This is a genomic window from Streptomyces sp. WAC03905 (assembly GCF_057371075.1).
Genome location: NZ_JBXYDZ010000003.1, coordinates 5,462,324 through 5,477,426 on the forward strand (window position 1 = coordinate 5,462,324; position 15,103 = coordinate 5,477,426).

Genomic DNA, 15,103 nt, shown 5'->3' on the forward strand with positions numbered 1-15,103 from the left:
ACAGCCGAGAAGGCTCGCGCGCGCCGAGCCGAGGAGACACCCCTCGGCGGCCCCGCGCACCAGCCCGCAGCATCCCAGCCTCGCCGGCGTTTGAGGCGCGGGGTCCGGGGCGGAGCCCCGGAGGGCGCCGGCCAATCCGAACGGCAGTGGAAGGGGCAGACGAGTCGGCCTGTACGCCGGGTTCTGTCGCCCGGGGACCTCGCGGTCGCCGGGGAGACGGCCATCCATCTAGGACCGGCGTTGCCGCCGGCCTCGTGCGGTCTACCCGCGAACTCGGGCGGGCAGCCCTCAAGCGTTCGCGCAGACCCGTCCGGGGACGGATCCTCTTGACCTTGCTCCAGGTGGGGTTTACCTAGCCGCCTGGGTCACCCCAGGCGCTGGTGGTCTCTTACACCACCGTTTCACCCTTACCGAGGGCCGAAGCCCCCGGCGGTCTGTTTTCTGTGGCACTGTCCCGCGGGTCACCCCGGGTGGGCGTTACCCACCACCCTGCCCTGTGGAGCCCGGACGTTCCTCGGCGGGATCCGAGGATCCCGACGCGGCCGCCCGGCCGACTCGTCTGCCGTGGCGACCATGTTACCGGCTGTGCCGTCGCCGCTTGACCTTGCCGCGACGTCAGGGTTTCTACTGGGCGCATGCGGATCGGAGAGATCGCCGCGGTCGTCGGGGTCACCACCCGGGCCATCCGGCACTACCACCATGTCGGGCTGCTCCCGGAGCCGGAGCGGCGCCCCAACGGATACCGGGCCTACGGCGTCCGTGACGCCGTCCTGCTGGCCCGCGTACGCCGGCTCACCGAGCTGGGGCTCGGCCTCGACGAGGTGCGCGACGTCCTCGCGGACGACGCCGGGCGCGACCTGGCCGACGTGCTGGAGGAGCTCGACGCCGACCTCGCCCGGCAGGAGGCCGAGATCAAGGAGCGCCGGCGACGGCTCGCGGTGCTCCTGGCCGCCGGGCCGGGGGAGGGCGAGCCGCTCTCGCCCGCTCTCGCCGCGCTGCTGGCGAAGGCGCCGCGGACGTCGTCCCCGGCCGCCGCGAAGGACCGCGAACACCTGACGCTCCTCGACGCGACGGGCGCGGGTGGACAGGAGATCTACGCCGCGCTCGGGCCGCTGGCCGCCGACCCGGCGGTGCTCGCCCTGTACGAGCGGCTGGACGAGCTCGCGGACGCCGCCGCGGACGATCCGCGGATCCCGGACCTCGCGGCGGAGCTGGTGGCGGCGGTCCCCGAGGAGGTGTTCGCGGCGGTTCCCCGGGACGGGGTGGTCGTCCCCGGGTTCAAGGAGGCGCTGCTCGCCGAGTACCCGCCCGCGCAGGCGGAGGTCGTCCGCCGGGTGATGGAGGCCTTCCTGGAGAGGGGCGGGAGATGAGCGCCGTGCGCGGGGTGCGGGCGGCGCGGATCGCGGTGGCCGCGGTCCTCCCGGCGGAGCTGGCGCTCGTGGTGTGCGCCGCTGCCGGGGTACGGCTGCCCGCGCCGGCCCTGGCCGCCGCGGAGGCCGTGGTGCTGGGGGTGCTCCTGCTGGAGGCACGGGTGCTGCACCGCCTGTACGCCGCCGCCCGGGCCGCCGGGGAGGAACCCCGGGCCGCGCTGCGGACGGCGGTCCGGGCCGTGGTGCCGGTCCAGGTGCGGCGGCTGCTGCGGCACGAGCTGCGCGCCGGGGCCTCCCTCGGCCGGTGGGTCCTGCGCCGCCGGCACGGGGTGCGGCCCGGGGACCTGGCCGCCTGCTACACGGGACCGCAGACGGCCATGATGTACGGGATGGTCTTCGTGTCGGTGGTCGAGACGGTCGCGCTGGCCCTGCTCATCCCGTGGCCGGCGGTGCACCGGGTGGTGCTCGTCCTGGACGTGTACGGGATCGTGCTGCTGCTCGCGCTGCACGCCGCCTGCGTGACCCGGCCGCACGTGGTCGGCGCCGACGGCTCGCTGCGGATCCGCTACGGCGCCCTCTTCGACCTCGCCGTCCCGCCGGACGCGGTGGCGTCGGTCCGGGTGGACCGCCGCTACCCCGAGGGACGGCTCGTCACGGTCTCCGACGACGGGGTGCTCGACCTCATCGTCGGCAGCCAGACCACGGTGACCCTGGAGCTGAACCGTCCGCTGGCCTTCACCCGCCCGCTCGGCGCGCGCGGGACGGCCCGCACGATCCGCTTCCACGCCGACGACCCCCGCGCCCTGGTCACCGCCGTCCGCCGGTCGCCGAACACCCCCTAGGCTGGTCCGGGGCCGCATCCCCGCGTCGTGTCGTACTGAAGGAGAACCACCGTGCTCGTGCTGCTGCCGCCCTCCGAGGGAAAGGCCGCCGGGGGCTCCGGCGCACCGCTGGAGCCGCGGGAGCTGTCCCTGCCCGGTCTGGCGCCGGCCCGGGCCGCGGTGCTGGAGGAGCTGGTCGAGCTCTGCGCGGGCGATGAGCTCAAGGCCCGTGAGGTGCTGGGCCTGAGCGAGGGCCTGCGCGGTGAGGTCGCCAAGAACGCCGGGCTGCGCTCGGCGGCGGCCCGCCCGGCGGGGGAGGTCTACACGGGCGTGCTCTACGACGCGCTGGGCCTGGCCGATCTGCCCGCGGCGGCGCGGGCGGCCGCCGAGGACGCGCTCCTCGTCTTCTCGGGGCTGTGGGGCGCGGTGCGGGTGACCGACCGGATCCCCTCCTACCGCTGCTCGATGGGCGTGAAGCTCCCGGGACTGGGCGCGCTCGGCGCGTACTGGCGCGGGCCGATGGCCGAAGTGCTGCCCGCGGCCGCCGGGGACGGACTGGTGCTGGACCTTCGTTCGGCGGCGTACGCGACCGCGTGGAAGCCGAAGGGTGAGGTGGCGGGCCGGACGGCGACGGTGCGGGTGCTGCACTCGCAGCTGGTCGACGGCGTGGAGAAGCGCTCCGTGGTGAGCCACTTCAACAAGGCGACGAAGGGCCGGCTCGTCCGGGACCTGCTGGTGGCGGGGGCCGTTCCCGGCTCGCCGGCCGAGCTGGTCACGGCCCTGCGGGACCTGGGCTACGTCGTCGAGGCGGAAGCCCCCGCGAAGGGCGGCCGGGCCTGGTCCCTCGACGTGGTCGTGACGCAGATCCACCACTGACGCGCCGGCCCGGGCACCCCCGGCGCGCCGGGCCTCAACGGCCCAGGGGCCAGGCCACCGTCGCCGGGGTGCGCTCGGAGGTGTCCGCGTAGGCGGCGCAGGCGTCGGTCAGGGTTTCCAGGAGGGAGAGCGGGTCCGGGAGGGGGTGCTCCATGCCGCGGATCCAGGTGACCGCCTGGTCACCGGGGAGGGCCGCCGGCGGGACCAGGACGTAGCTGCCGCGGCAGTGCCAGCGCAGGCCGGGGTGTTCGTCCATCGTCTCGGGGTGGCAGTCCAGCGCGCACGGCCACCACTCGTCCTCGTCCTCGGGGGTGCCGCGGGTGGCGGTGAAGAAGAGCATCCGCGCCTGGTCGCCGGTGCCGCCCGACTCGGCGACGGGGCCGACCTTGACGTCGGCCTCCAGGAGCCGCGCGAGGGCGGCGGCGCCGGCTTCCAGGGGGACGTCGAGTACGTCGTGGACCATGCCGGTCGCGGTGATGAAGTTGGCCCGGGGCTCGTTGCGGGCCCAGCGCTCGATCTGTGCGCGGTCGGTGGTCGACTGGGTCTGCCAGGCGAAGGAGACCGGATGTCGGGCCGGGGTCGGACAGCCGATCCGGTCGCACGAACACCGGTAGCCGACGGGATGGGCGGCCGGGGCGAGCGGGAGACCGGCGGCGGCGACGGCCAGGAGGAGGGCTTCGCGCTCTCCCGCCGGGTCCTCGGCGGTGGGTTTCTGCCGCCGGCGCAGCCACTGGGAAATCCTGCTCTGCTCGCCGCGTTTGACGCGGCCGGACTCAGACCCCATCTATCCCCTCACCTCACCGTTGCCCCGGCAGACCTTCACATGGTCCCACCATCCTGCGCCCCGGGTGACCGCTCTCGATGACCGGGGGGCCGGGGACGGGTGAGCGCCAACCGCAACATACCCACAGAATCAAGGCAAACATTCCCGGGTGAACGCAGGTTGTCGGGGGGCTAGCGCGCGGTGACGTTTGCCACCCCGGTGAGCACCTTGTCCACCAGCGCGTCGGTGTACGCGTGCGTGAGGGGCGCGGTGCGCATCAGCCAGCGGTACGTCAGCGGGCCGACCAGCATCTCGACCGTCAGCCGCAGGTCGGTGTCGGGCGCGAGCTGGCCGGCCTCGCGGGCCGTGCGCAACCGGGCCTCGTACAGGGCGAGCTGCGGCTCCAGGAGCTGCTCGGTGAACCGGGCGCCGAGCTCGGGATCGTTGGCTCCGGCGGCGGCCAGGGCGCGCGCGGGGGCCTCGTACTTCTCGTCGTTGAACTCGTCGACCGTCGCGCGCAGGACGTGCTTCAGGTCGGCGGCGAGGTCCCCGGTGTCGGGGAAGCCGGTCCACTCCGCCTCCGCCTCCGCGTCCCCGGCGAGGGCGAGGGAGGCTTCGAGGAGGACGGCGGCCTTCGAGGGCCACCAGCGGTAGATGGTCTGCTTGCCGACGCCGGCGCGGGCGGCGATGGCCTCGATGGTCAGCTTGTTGTAGCCGACCTCCCCGACCAGGGCGAGCGCGGCGTCGAGGATGGCGCGCCGGGAGCGGTCGCTGCGGCGCGTGGCGTCAGGGGTCTTGGTCATGCCCGCAGTATCGCAGCGAGACGTCTCGTCTCCTCTCCGTCCGGCTCCGTCCGGTTCCGTTCGGTTCCGTTCGTCGTTCTCGTAAACCACCCCATCGGTCCACTGCGTCGTACCGGTCCAGGAGAGACGATTCTTTCCAGCACTCGTCCCGAGTCGTGAAAGTCGTGAGGAGCCTTCTTTGCGCAGAGACGCCACACCCCGGCGCTACCTGATGTGCCCACCCGCACACTTCAAGGTCACGTACTCCATCAACCCGTGGATGGATCCCACGAAACCGGTGGACCTGCCCCTCGCCCAGGCACAGTGGGAAGACCTCAGGGACCGGTACCTGTCCCTGGGCCACACCGTCGAGACCCTCGTACCCGATCCCGCGCTGCCCGACATGGTGTTCGCGGCGAACGGGGCGCTGGTGGTCGACGGCCGGGTCCTGGGGGCCCGGTTCGCCCATCCGGAGCGGGGCCCCGAGGCCCGCATCCACCTCGACTGGTTCCGCGACCACGGCTACCAGGACGTCCACGAGCCCGCCCACGTCAACGAGGGCGAGGGCGACTTCGCCGTCACGGCGAGCTTCGTCCTCGCCGGCCGGGGCTTCCGCTCCAGCCCGCTCTCGCATTCCGAGGCCCAGGAGTTCTTCGGCCGGCCCGTCGTCGGCCTCGACCTGGTGGACCCGCGCTACTACCACCTGGACACCGCGCTCAGCGTCCTGGACGGCGACGAGGTCATGTACTACCCCGACGCCTTCTCGCCCGGCAGCCAGGGCGTGCTGCGGCGGCTCTTCCCCGACGCGCTGATCGCCGACGGCTGGGACGCGGCCGCCCTCGGCCTGAACGCGGTGTCCGACGGCCGGCACGTCCTGCTCCCGCAGGCGGCCACGGGGCTGTTCGGCCCGCTGCGCGACCGGGGCTTCGAGCCGGTCCCGATGGACCTCGGGGAACTGCTCAAGGGCGGCGGCAGCGTCAAGTGCTGCACCCAGGAGCTGCGTCCGTAGGGGGCGGTGCCCTACTCCGAGGGCGGCGGCCAGGCCTGGCCCCAGTCGGCGTCGCGCGCGGCCTTGTAGAGGCCGCCGTGGCGCTTGGTCACGTTGGTCCGGGTCAGGCCCGCGCCGTCGCCCTTCTCGGGGCCGCACAGTTCCAGCAGCACGAGCCCCTTGCGGATCTGCGGCCTGCGCGTGATCCGGGAGGCGGCCGGCTCCACCGGGAAGCGGGTCGCCGCGACGTAGCTGAACTTCTCGTCCTCGTACGGCAGCGAGCCGCCCTTGACCTGCCGGTGCAGGGAGGAGCGGCTGACCCGCGCCGAGAAGTGGCACCAGTCCTGGCCGACCTCGACGGGGCAGGTCCCGTCGTGGGGGCACGGGGCGGCGACCCGCAGCCCGGCCGCGATCAGCTGCTCGCGGGCCTCGCGGATGCGCAGGTACCCCTCCGGAGTGCCCGGCTCGATCAGCACCACCGCGCGTCCGGCGCGGGCCGCCTCGGCGACGACGGCGGTACGGGCCTGCTCGGTCAGCTCGCCCAGGACGTACGAGACCGTCACCAGGTCGGCGTCGGGGATCGCCATGCCGGAGCCGATGACGGCCCGGCGCCACTCGGCGCCGCGCAGCACCGGCGAGCCGGAGGCCGTCGCCAGTTCCCGGCCGAGGGCCAGCGCCGGCTCGGCCCAGTCCAGCACCGTCGTCTCCCGCGGGCCGTCCCAGGTGGCGTCCACGGCCCAGGTCGCGGCGCCGGTGCCGCCGCCCACGTCCACGTGGGAGCCCGGAGCCCAGCCGGGCGCCGCGTCGGCGAGGGCGTCCAGGGCGGCCCGTACGGCCTCGAAGGTGGCGGGCATCCGGTAGGCCGCGTACGCCGCGACGTCGGAGCGGTCACGCAGGACGGGCGCGTCGGTGGGGGTCCGGCCCCGGTAGTTGGCGATGAGCCGCTCGACGGCGGCCGTGGCCTGCTTGGGCGGGAGTCCGTCGAGCAGCCCGCCGAGCGTGCTGCGGAGGGTCTCGGCGGTGGTGGGGGCGGAGGCGTTCACCTGCCGAGTTTACGGCGGGCCGGGGCCGGGCCCGTCCGCGAGGCCCCGCCCCCCGGTTCAGTCCGTGACGGGGGCGGGCGCGGCGTGCGCGTCCCGCTGCTGCCAGGGCCGGCACAGGGCCAGGAAGCAGCTCGCCGCGAGCACCGCGCACACCAGCTGCACCAGTGCCATGGGTACCGCCGTGTCCTCGCCCGCGATGCCCACCAGCGGGGACGCGACCGCGCCGACCAGGAAGGAGGAGGTGCCGAGCAGCGCGGAGGCCGATCCGGCCGCGTGCGGGGTCCGCATCAGCGCCTGCGCGTTGGTGTTCGGCAGCACGATGCCCATCGCCGACATCAGGACGAACAGCGCGGCGGCGATCGGGGTCAGTCCGACCTCGCCGAAGACTCCCGTCGTCATCAGCAGCAGGGACACCGCGGAGGTCAGCACGACCGCGAGCCCGACGGCCAGCACCTTGTCCAGCCGGACCCGGCCGACCAGCAGCTTGCCGTTGATCTGGCCGACGAGGATCAGACCCACGGAGTTCAGGCCGAAGAGCAGGGAGAAGGTCTGGGGCGAGGCCCCGTAGATCTCCTGCACCACGAAGGGCGAGGCGGAGATGTAGGAGAAGAGGACGGCGAACGCGAATCCGCCGGTCAGGGTGTAGCCGGCGAAGACCCGGTCGCCGAGCAGGCCGCGCATGGTCCGCAGCGCGGAGCCGACGCCGCCGGTGTGCCGCCGTTCGGGCGGCAGGGTCTCGCCCAGGCCGCGCCACACCATGAGGGTGAGGACCGTGCCGACGGCGGTGAGGACGACGAAGACGCCCCGCCAGTCGGCGAAGCGCAGCACCTGGCCGCCGATGAGCGGCGCGACGATCGGGGCGGCGCCGGAGATGAGCATCAGAGTGGAGAAGAAGCGGGCCATCTCGTCGCCGTCGTACAGGTCGCGGACGACGGCACGGGCGATGACGACGCCGGCGGCCCCGGCCAGTCCCTGGAGCAGCCGGAAGGCGATCAGCAGCCCGGCGGTCGGGGCGAGCGCGCAGATCGCGGTGGCCAGGACGTAGACGGCCATGCCGACGAGCAGCGGGCGACGGCGCCCCCACCGGTCGCTCATCGGACCGATGACGAGCTGGCCGAGGGCCATGCCGGCGAGGCAGGCGGTGAGGGTCAGCTGGATCGTGGCGGCGGGGCTGCTCAGGGCGTCGGTCACCTGCGGCAGGGCCGGCAGGTACATGTCCATGGAGAGCGGAGGGAGGGCGGTGAGCCCGCCGAGTATGAAGGTGACGAGCAGGCTCGTACGGCGTGCCGCCTTCAGGGGCGCGGTGACGTGCGCGGAGGGCGATTCGGGCGACGAGTCGTGCGAGGGTGCCGTCGCGGGGCCTCTCTCCGACATGCGAACTCCAGTCTTCTCATCTGCTCTTATGCACCCCTGACCGACCCATGCTCTCAGCAATCGGAACGTCCGGGGACCGGAGCGCGCTGTGACGTACCCTGCGGCCCCATGGACGAACGTACGAAGAAGATCGCCGTGGTGACCGGCGCGGGCTCCGGAATCGGCCGCTCCGTGGCCCTGACCCTGGCCGCGGCGGGATGGGGCGTGGCCCTGGCCGGCCGCCGGGCCGAACCGCTGGAGGAGACCGCCGCCGCCGGTGCCGGGGCCGACGTGCTGTGCGTACGGGCCGACGTGAGCGACCCGGACGACGTGGCTCGGCTGTTCGAGTCAGTGCGCGCCCGCTACGGGCGCCTCGACCTGCTCTTCAACAACGCGGGCACCTTCGGGCCCGGCGGGGTCGCGCTGGAGGACATCACCTACGAGGCCTGGCGCTCGGTCGTCGACGTCAACCTGACGGGCGCCTTCCTGTGCGCGCAGGCCGCCTTCCGGCAGATGAAGGGACAGGAGCCGCAGGGCGGCCGCATCATCAACAACGGTTCCATCTCCGCCCACGTGCCCCGCCCGAACTCCATCGCCTACACCGCCACCAAGCACGCGATGACCGGTCTGACGAAGTCCCTGTCACTGGACGGGCGGCCGTACCGGATCGCCTGCGGCCAGATCGACATCGGCAACGCGGCGACCGAGATGACCGAACGCATGCAGACCGGCATCCTCCAGGCCAACGGTCAGCTGGCCGTCGAGCCGGTCATGGACGCCGCCGACGTGGCCCGCACGGTCCTGCACATGGCCGAGCTGCCACTGGAGGCGAACGTGCAGTTCGCGACGGTCATGGCCACGTCCATGCCCTACATCGGCCGCGGCTGAGCAGCCCTCCCCGGGATCTCCGTTGCCGACGGGCCCGGCGGACGCCGATCATGACCGCATGACCGATACCGAGGTACTGCGCTACACCGCCTTCTCCGCCGACCCGGACGGCGGCAACCCCGCCGGGGTCGTGCTCGACGCCTCCGGGCTGGACGAAGCCGCGATGCTGGAGATCGCCGCCGCACTGGGCTACAGCGAGACGGCCTTCCTCACCGGCCCGCCCGACGGGCTCGGCGGACAGGAGGGCCGCTCCTTCACCGTGCGCTACTTCAGCCCGAAGGCCGAGGTCCCCTTCTGCGGCCACGCCACCATCGCCACCGCCGTCGCGCTGGCGGAGCGCGTCGGACCCGGTGAGCTGCTCCTCGCCACCCGCGCGGGCACCGTGCCGGTGTCCGTCACCGCCGAGGACGGAGGCCTGCGGGCGACACTGACCAGCGTCGAGCCGCACACCGAGGACATCGGCCCCGACGACCTCGCCGAGGCGCTCGCCGCCCTGGACTGGCCGCGGGCCGACCTCGACCCGGAGATCCCGCCGAGGATCGCCTACGCCGGAGCCCGCCACCTCGTGCTCGCCGCCGCCACCCGGGCCCGCCTCGCGGACCTCGACTACGACTTCGCCCGCCTGGAAGCCCTGATGCGGCGCCTGGACCTCACCACGGTCCAGCTGGTGTACCGCGCGGGCCCGGCGGAGTTCCACGTACGCGACCCGTTCCCGGTCGGCGGTGTCGTCGAGGACCCGGCGACGGGAGCCGCGGCGGCCGCCTTCGGCGCGTACGCCCGCGAGCTGGGCCTGGTCCCGGACGAAGCCGTACTGACCCTCCACCAGGGCGCGGACATGGGCCGCCCCGGCGTCCTCACGGTCGGACTGCGCGCGGGCGACCCCCGCGTCCGCGTGGGCGGCACGGCGGTCCGCATCCCGTGACGGCACTCCCCGTGCTGGGCTTCGCCGAGGCCGACGTACCCGACGCGCTGGCGCGCCAGGTCGCCGACCTGGAGGCGGAGGCCTGGCCGGGCTCCACCCCCGGACACGACCCGGCGCTCGCGCCGCGCACCCTGCTCCTCGTCGACGACTCCGGGACGGTCGCCGCCGCCCTGTCACTGCTCCACAAGGAGATCCGGCTCGGCGGCCGCACGTACCGCGCCGCCGGACTCAGCTCCGTCGTCACGCGGACCGCACGACGCGGGCGGGGACTCGGGGGCCGGCTGGTGGCCGCCGCCCGGGCGGAACTGGCGGCGGACCCGGCCGTGGACTTGGCGCTGTTCAGCTGCGACCGGCCCCTCGCGCCGTTCTACGAGGCGGCCGGCTTCGCGCCGCTGCCCGGCACGGTCCTCGTCGGCGGCACCCGCGCCGAACCGCTGGCCACCGACGCCCCCGGCTTCGACAAAGTGGTGCAGGCGGCGTTCTTCACCCGCACCCCGGCCCGCGACCGCGCCGCCTTCACCGGCGTACGCGTCCCGCTCCACCCCGGCAGCATCGACCGGCTCTGGTGAAGCGTCAGCCGGCGGGCGTCGCGCTCGGCGCGTCGGCGGGCGCGGACGCGCCCGCCGGACGGCGGCCGCCGCGCTCGGCGAAGAACAGCACCAGCACGGGCACCACGTACAGCGCCCACACGGTCAGCTGCAGGACGGTCGGGTCCGGCTGGAAGTTGAAGACACCCTTCAGGAGGGTCCCGTACCAGCTGTCCGGCGGGACGGCGGTGCTGATGTCGAAGGCCCTGTCGTTCAGACCGCCCAGGAAACGGGCCTCCTGCAGGTCGTGGACGCCGTACGCGAGCACGCCCGCGGCCACCACCACCAGCATCGCGCCGGTCCACCGGAAGAACTTCGCCAGGTTGATCCGCACGGCGCCCCGGTAGAAGAGGTGCCCCAGGACGATCGCCGTGGCGATGCCCAGCAGCACCCCGATCAGCGGCGCCGAGGAGCCCTCGCCGCTGGCCCGGACCGACGCCCACACGAACAGCGCCGTCTCCAGGCCCTCCCGGCCGACCGCCAGGAACGCCGTCGCGACCAGCGCGCCCGTGCCCATGGCGAGCGCCGAGTCGAGCTTGCCGTGCAGTTCGGCCTTCAGGTGCCGCGCGGTGCGCTTCATCCAGAAGACCATCCACGTCACCAGCCCCACCGAGATGATCGACAGGCTGCCGCCCAGCAGCTCCTGCGCCTCGAAGGTCAGCTCCTGGGAGCCGAATTCGAGCAGCGCACCGAAGGTGAGCGAGAGCGCGCACGCGATCCCGATGCCGAGCCACACCGGGCGCAGGGCGTCCCGGCGCTCCGTCTTCACCAGGTACGCGACGAGGATGCAGACGACCAGGCTGGCCTCCAGCCCCTCGCGCAGGCCGATCAGATAGTTGCCGAACACGTTGGTGTTCCTCTCCGGCTGGTACTTACGCGAACAGCGTCCGGCCCCACCAGTCGTCCTTGTCGCGGACGCCCGGCGGGACGGCGAAGACGGCCGAACCCACGTGCTGGATGTATTCGTTGAGGACGTCGGACTTCGCCAGGTTGCGCTGGATCGGGACGAAGCCCTTGCGGACGTCACGCTGGTAGGCGAGGAAGAACAGGCCCGCGTCGAGGCGGCCGAGCCCGTCCGTGCCGTCGGTGAAGGAGTAGCCGCGCCGCAGGATCGTCGCACCGCTGTTGGAGTCCGGGTGCGCGAGACGCACGTGCGCCTCCGGCTTCATCGCCTTCAGGAACGGCTCGTCGCGCTCCTTGGACTTGCCCACCGGGGCACCTTCGCCCTTGTCGCGGCCGAAGATGTCCTCCTGCTCCTGCAGCGGGGTCCGGTCCCACGTCTCGATGTTCATCCGGATCCGACGCGCCACCAGGTAGGAGCCGCCCGTCAGCCAGTCGCTGCCGTCGCCCGCGCCGACCCACACGTGCCGGTCCAGGGCCGCCTTGTCGGTGCCCGAGATGTTCCGGGTGCCGTCCTTGAAGCCCATCATGTTGCGCGGGGTCTGCTCGTCGGGCGTGGTCGAGGAGGTCTTGCCGAAGCCGAGCTGCGACCAGCGCACCGCGACCCGGCCGAACCCGATCCGGGCCAGCTGGCGGATGGCGTGCACGGCGACCTGCGGGTCGTCGGCGCACGCCTGGACGCACAGGTCGCCGCCGGAGCGGGCCGGGTCCAGGTTGTCACCGGGGAAGAGCTCCAGGTCCACCAGCGCCTCGGGGCGCCGGCCCTCCAGTCCGAAGCGGTCCTTGGCGAACAGCCCGGGCCCGAAACCGACGGTCAGGGTGAGCCGGGAGGCCTTCAGGCCGAGGGCCTCCCCGGTGTCGGTCGGCGGGGCCTCCGGCAGGCCCTCGTACACGTCGCCGACCGGGAGGCCCGCCGTCATCAGACGGGCCGCCGCGGTCCACTCCTTCAGCAGCTCGACCAGCTCCGCGCGGTCCTTCGTCTTCACGTCGAAGGCCGCGAAGTGCAGTCGGTCCTGCACGGCGCTCGCGATCCCGGCCTGGTGCTCGCCGTGGAAGGGCACGGCCGCGCCGGCTGCCGACGCCGACACCATGTCCGAGCCGCCGCCGAAGGCCGCGGCCGCGCCGCCGGCCGCGGCGGCGCCGAGCGCGAGCCCGGCTCCGCCCCAGCCGAGCACCGCGCGACGGGAGGGGGCGGTCCCGGGGGCCGCGGCGGGGCCGCCGCCGTCCTGCTGCGGCTGTCCGGAGGCCGTGTCCGACTCGGTCATCGTCTGCTCCCGTCTGCTTTTCGTGTGCTTTCCGGTGCGCCGTTACTTCGCGACCGCGGCGGCGAGCTTGGAGAGCGGCTCGGCGAGCGCGTTCACGCCGTCCGAGAGCTCCTTGCGCTCGGCCTCGCCGACCTTGTCGTACGAGGTGAACTCGTAGGAGGTCTTGTCGGCGCGGTACTTGTCCAGAAGGGTGTTCAGGGCGGCGAACTGCGTGTCCAGCTGCTTGGACAGCTCCGGGTCGTTCTTCTCGGCGATCGGCTTGAGCAGCTCGTACGCCTTCTGCGCGCCCTCGACGTTGGCCTTGAAGTCGACCAGGTCGGTGTGGGAGTAGCGCTCCTCCTCACCCGTGACCTTGCCGGTGGCGACCTCGTCGAGGAGCTCCTTGGCGCCGTTGGCGATCGAGGTGGGGGTGATCTCCGCCTGGCCGACCTTCTTCTGCCAGTCGGTCAGGTCCACGATCAGGGTGTCGGCGAGCTTCTTGTCGTTGTCGTCGATCTTGTTGTCGGCCCACAGGGACTTCTCCAGGCGGTGCCAGCCCGTCCAGTCCTTCGCCGGGTCCTGGCCGGCCTCCAGGCCGTCCTCGCGGACGTCGACCTTCGGGTCGATGTCGCCGAAGGACTCGGCGACCGGCTCGGTGCGCTCCCAGCCGATGCGCGAGGGCGCGTAGGCCTTCTTCGCGGCCTCGACGTCACCCGACTTGACCGCGTCCGCGAAGGCCTGCGCCTTGGGGAGGGTCTCCTCGGCCTGCGCGACGACGTAGGCGCGGTAGGCGGCGACGGCGGCGTCCGCCTCCGGGCTGCGCTTCTCACCGCCGGCCTGGGCGCCGGTCGCCTTGACCTTCTTGGCGATGCCGTCGCCCTTCATGCCGGGCTTGCAGACGATCTCGTAGTCGCCCGCCTTGATCTCGGCGGTGATGGACGCCTTCGTGCCGGGGCCGATGTTCTCGCGCTCGGTGACGATGCGGGCGTCCGGGAAGAGGACGTAGACCTCGGTGACCTTGGAGCCCTTGTTCTCGACGTCGATCTGCACCTTGCCGGCCGGGAACTCCGTCTTCGACACGTCACAGGCACTGTCGGAGGCCGCCACGCGGATCGCGTCGTCGCCGCCCTTGTCGCTCTTCTCGGAGCAGCCGGTGACGACGGTCAGGGCGGCCACCACGGAGGTGGCGACGACGGTGAGGCGGGCGGGGCGCATAGGGGGCTCCTGGGCGTCGGGCGAGGGCCGTCCCGAGGGGGAGAGGCCAGTGAGGCGGACCTAACTTAACCGAGCCTTACTTGGCCCATACCCCCTCGTGCCGTGATTCAGCTCTCACGTTCGGGCCCCGGACACGACGGCGTCACGGACCCTCCACGACGAACCCATGGGCCGGTCAAGCCGGGGTCAAGACGGCGTGCTGTCCGGTAGGCGGGCGTCCCCCGCCGCCCGGACGGGGAGCACGAGCGGAGCACCCGTGCGCGGGTGCGGCAGCACCTCGACGGGCCGGCGGTCGACAAGGACGCCACCCTGCCGTCCACCGGTGGCTCCACGGGAGGCAGCACCACCGGCGGCTCCACGGGCGGGTCCACGGGCGGCAGCACCGGCAGCGCCGGCGGTACGGGCGGCACGGTCGGCGGCGGTTCGGCGGGCGGCTCCGGCGGCGGTTCGGCGGGCGGTGGCTCCGTCGGCGGCAACCCGGCCGACACCGGCGCCGGGATCCCGGCCGGCGCCCTGCTCACCACCTCCGGCGCCGTGATCGCGGCCGGCGCGGGGGCGGTCTCCCTCGCCCGCAGGCGGCGTACGGCCCAGGTCTGAACCGTGCTTGAATTCCCGCGTGAACGATCTCGATGTGCTGAGGGTCTTCTGCGCGGGTGACGGCCGGTACGGCAACCTGCTCGGCGTCGTGCGCGACGGCCGGACCTGCCCCGACGACGCGTCGCGGCAGGCGCTGGCCGCCGAACTGGGCTACAGCGAGACGGTGTTCGTCGACGACCCCGAGCGCGGGGTCGTCGACATCCGCACCCCCGGCACGCGGATGTCCTTCGCGGGACACCCGCTGGTCGGGGTCGCGTGGCTGCTCGACATCGAGGAGCTCCAGCCGCCCGTCGGCTCCGTATGGACCCGTGACGACGGCGAGTTCACCTGGATCACGGCCCGGCCCGAATGGGTCGAGGGCAAGCGGACGCGGCAGTACGACAGCGTCGCCGAGGTCGAGGCGCTCCCGGCGCCACCGCCGGGCGAGGGCTGGCTGTACGCGTGGGCGTGGGAGGACGAGGCCGCGGGCCGGGTGCGCGCCCGGGGTTTCCCGCGACGTCCCGACGGCGTCATCGCCGAGGACGAGGCGACCGGCTCGGCGGCGATCCTGCTGACGGCCGAACTGAACCGCGCCCTGAACATCACCCAGGGCGCCGGCTCCCAGATCCTCACCGCCCCCGGCGCCGACGGCACCATCGAGGTCGGCGGCCGCGTGCGCTTCGCCCCGCCCCCGGCCCCGGCGCCGTAGGCGCCCGCCCGGACCCGTCCGCGCCCCGGCACGACCGCGGGGCCGGGCCGGATGCACCGTGCACCC

At 73.6% G+C, this 15,103-nt stretch carries 15 protein-coding genes, 1 other RNA gene and 1 pseudogene; 9 read left to right on the forward strand and 8 right to left on the reverse strand.

Annotated features, from left to right (window positions below; all coding sequences use genetic code 11):
* Positions 1-156: 156 nt before the first annotated feature.
* Positions 157-558: RNase P RNA component class A (gene rnpB, locus AC2RP6_RS27210), an RNA gene on the reverse strand.
* 77 nt (positions 559-635) lie between these two features.
* Here rnpB and AC2RP6_RS27215 point away from each other — a divergent pair.
* Genes AC2RP6_RS27215 through yaaA form a run of 3 tightly spaced genes read left to right on the forward strand, consistent with a single transcriptional unit; the run spans position 636 to position 3,067 of the window.
* Positions 636-1,370, forward strand: a complete 735-nt coding sequence (locus AC2RP6_RS27215) for a MerR family transcriptional regulator (protein WP_486448570.1) — start codon at positions 636-638, stop codon at positions 1,368-1,370.
* Positions 1,367-2,212, forward strand: coding sequence for a hypothetical protein (locus AC2RP6_RS27220; protein WP_486448571.1), 846 nt, complete (start codon positions 1,367-1,369; stop codon positions 2,210-2,212). The genes AC2RP6_RS27215 and AC2RP6_RS27220 overlap by 4 nt, the downstream gene beginning before the upstream one ends.
* Positions 2,213-2,263: 51 nt before the next feature.
* Entirely contained in the window at positions 2,264-3,067 is an 804-nt protein-coding gene (gene yaaA / locus AC2RP6_RS27225; protein WP_486448572.1) for a peroxide stress protein YaaA, read from the forward strand.
* A 34-nt stretch (positions 3,068-3,101) separates the two neighbouring features.
* Here yaaA and AC2RP6_RS27230 read toward each other — a convergent pair whose 3' ends face one another.
* Together AC2RP6_RS27230 and AC2RP6_RS27235 are read right to left on the reverse strand one after the other, a co-directional pair.
* Positions 3,102-3,851 carry a bifunctional DNA primase/polymerase gene (locus AC2RP6_RS27230; protein WP_486448573.1) on the reverse strand — a complete coding sequence of 250 codons (750 nt, stop codon included), beginning with the start codon at positions 3,849-3,851 and terminating at the stop codon, positions 3,102-3,104.
* Between the two features lie 170 nt (positions 3,852-4,021).
* On the reverse strand, positions 4,022-4,633 hold the full coding sequence (locus AC2RP6_RS27235; RefSeq protein WP_486448574.1) for a TetR/AcrR family transcriptional regulator: 612 nt from the start codon (positions 4,631-4,633) through the stop codon (positions 4,022-4,024).
* A 160-nt stretch (positions 4,634-4,793) separates the two neighbouring features.
* Here AC2RP6_RS27235 and ddaH point away from each other — a divergent pair.
* A pseudogene (gene ddaH / locus AC2RP6_RS27240) lies at positions 4,794-5,621 on the forward strand (dimethylargininase); the annotation flags it as partial.
* An 11-nt stretch (positions 5,622-5,632) separates the two neighbouring features.
* Here the strand turns inward: ddaH and AC2RP6_RS27245 are convergent.
* Positions 5,633-6,643 (reverse strand): small ribosomal subunit Rsm22 family protein, encoded by a 1,011-nt coding sequence (locus AC2RP6_RS27245; RefSeq protein WP_486448575.1) that lies wholly within the window; start codon positions 6,641-6,643, stop codon positions 5,633-5,635.
* 57 nt (positions 6,644-6,700) lie between these two features.
* Entirely contained in the window at positions 6,701-8,017 is a 1,317-nt protein-coding gene (locus tag AC2RP6_RS27250; RefSeq protein ID WP_486448576.1) for a Bcr/CflA family multidrug efflux MFS transporter, read from the reverse strand.
* Between the two features lie 108 nt (positions 8,018-8,125).
* Between AC2RP6_RS27250 and AC2RP6_RS27255 the strand changes: the two genes are divergently transcribed.
* From AC2RP6_RS27255 to AC2RP6_RS27265, 3 genes are read left to right on the forward strand one after another with little or no spacing between them, the layout of a single operon-like run.
* Positions 8,126-8,884 (forward strand): SDR family oxidoreductase, encoded by a 759-nt coding sequence (locus AC2RP6_RS27255; RefSeq protein WP_486448577.1) that lies wholly within the window; start codon positions 8,126-8,128, stop codon positions 8,882-8,884.
* Positions 8,885-8,942: 58 nt separating this feature from the next.
* Positions 8,943-9,806, forward strand: a complete 864-nt coding sequence (locus AC2RP6_RS27260) for a PhzF family phenazine biosynthesis protein (protein ID WP_486448578.1) — start codon at positions 8,943-8,945, stop codon at positions 9,804-9,806.
* Positions 9,803-10,375 carry a GNAT family N-acetyltransferase gene (locus tag AC2RP6_RS27265; protein WP_486448579.1) on the forward strand — a complete coding sequence of 191 codons (573 nt, stop codon included), beginning with the start codon at positions 9,803-9,805 and terminating at the stop codon, positions 10,373-10,375. The genes AC2RP6_RS27260 and AC2RP6_RS27265 overlap by 4 nt, the downstream gene beginning before the upstream one ends.
* 4 nt (positions 10,376-10,379) lie before the next feature.
* Here the strand turns inward: AC2RP6_RS27265 and efeU are convergent, their stop codons facing one another.
* From efeU to efeO, 3 genes are read right to left on the reverse strand one after another with little or no spacing between them, the layout of a single operon-like run.
* Entirely contained in the window at positions 10,380-11,240 is an 861-nt protein-coding gene (gene efeU / locus AC2RP6_RS27270; protein WP_486448580.1) for an iron uptake transporter permease EfeU, read from the reverse strand.
* 25 nt (positions 11,241-11,265) lie between these two features.
* On the reverse strand, positions 11,266-12,558 hold the full coding sequence (efeB, locus tag AC2RP6_RS27275; protein ID WP_486448581.1) for an iron uptake transporter deferrochelatase/peroxidase subunit: 1,293 nt from the start codon (positions 12,556-12,558) through the stop codon (positions 11,266-11,268).
* Between the two features lie 42 nt (positions 12,559-12,600).
* Positions 12,601-13,752, reverse strand: a complete 1,152-nt coding sequence (efeO, locus tag AC2RP6_RS27280; RefSeq protein WP_486448582.1) for an iron uptake system protein EfeO — start codon at positions 13,750-13,752, stop codon at positions 12,601-12,603.
* A 264-nt stretch (positions 13,753-14,016) separates the two neighbouring features.
* On the opposite strand from efeO, the gene AC2RP6_RS27285 reads away from it, so the two are divergent.
* Entirely contained in the window at positions 14,017-14,349 is a 333-nt protein-coding gene (locus AC2RP6_RS27285; RefSeq protein WP_486448583.1) for a hypothetical protein, read from the forward strand.
* 19 nt (positions 14,350-14,368) lie between these two features.
* Positions 14,369-15,037 carry a PhzF family phenazine biosynthesis protein gene (locus AC2RP6_RS27290; RefSeq protein ID WP_486448584.1) on the forward strand — a complete coding sequence of 223 codons (669 nt, stop codon included), beginning with the start codon at positions 14,369-14,371 and terminating at the stop codon, positions 15,035-15,037.
* Positions 15,038-15,103: the final 66 nt, after the last annotated feature.

Bases quoted from the DNA above. Each gene is read 5' to 3' on its own strand.
- AC2RP6_RS27215 (WP_486448570.1), top strand. From the start codon at position 636: ATGCGGATCGGAGAGATCGCCGCGGTCGTCGGGGTCACCACCCGGGCC.
- AC2RP6_RS27220 (WP_486448571.1), top strand. From the start codon at position 1,367: ATGAGCGCCGTGCGCGGGGTGCGGGCGGCGCGGATCGCGGTGGCCGCG.
- AC2RP6_RS27230 (WP_486448573.1), bottom strand. From the start codon at position 3,851: ATGGGGTCTGAGTCCGGCCGCGTCAAACGCGGCGAGCAGAGCAGGATT.
- AC2RP6_RS27235 (WP_486448574.1), bottom strand. From the start codon at position 4,633: ATGACCAAGACCCCTGACGCCACGCGCCGCAGCGACCGCTCCCGGCGC.
- AC2RP6_RS27250 (WP_486448576.1), bottom strand. From the start codon at position 8,017: ATGTCGGAGAGAGGCCCCGCGACGGCACCCTCGCACGACTCGTCGCCC.
- AC2RP6_RS27255 (WP_486448577.1), top strand. From the start codon at position 8,126: ATGGACGAACGTACGAAGAAGATCGCCGTGGTGACCGGCGCGGGCTCC.
- AC2RP6_RS27260 (WP_486448578.1), top strand. From the start codon at position 8,943: ATGACCGATACCGAGGTACTGCGCTACACCGCCTTCTCCGCCGACCCG.
- efeB (WP_486448581.1), bottom strand. From the start codon at position 12,558: ATGACCGAGTCGGACACGGCCTCCGGACAGCCGCAGCAGGACGGCGGC.
- efeO (WP_486448582.1), bottom strand. From the start codon at position 13,752: ATGCGCCCCGCCCGCCTCACCGTCGTCGCCACCTCCGTGGTGGCCGCC.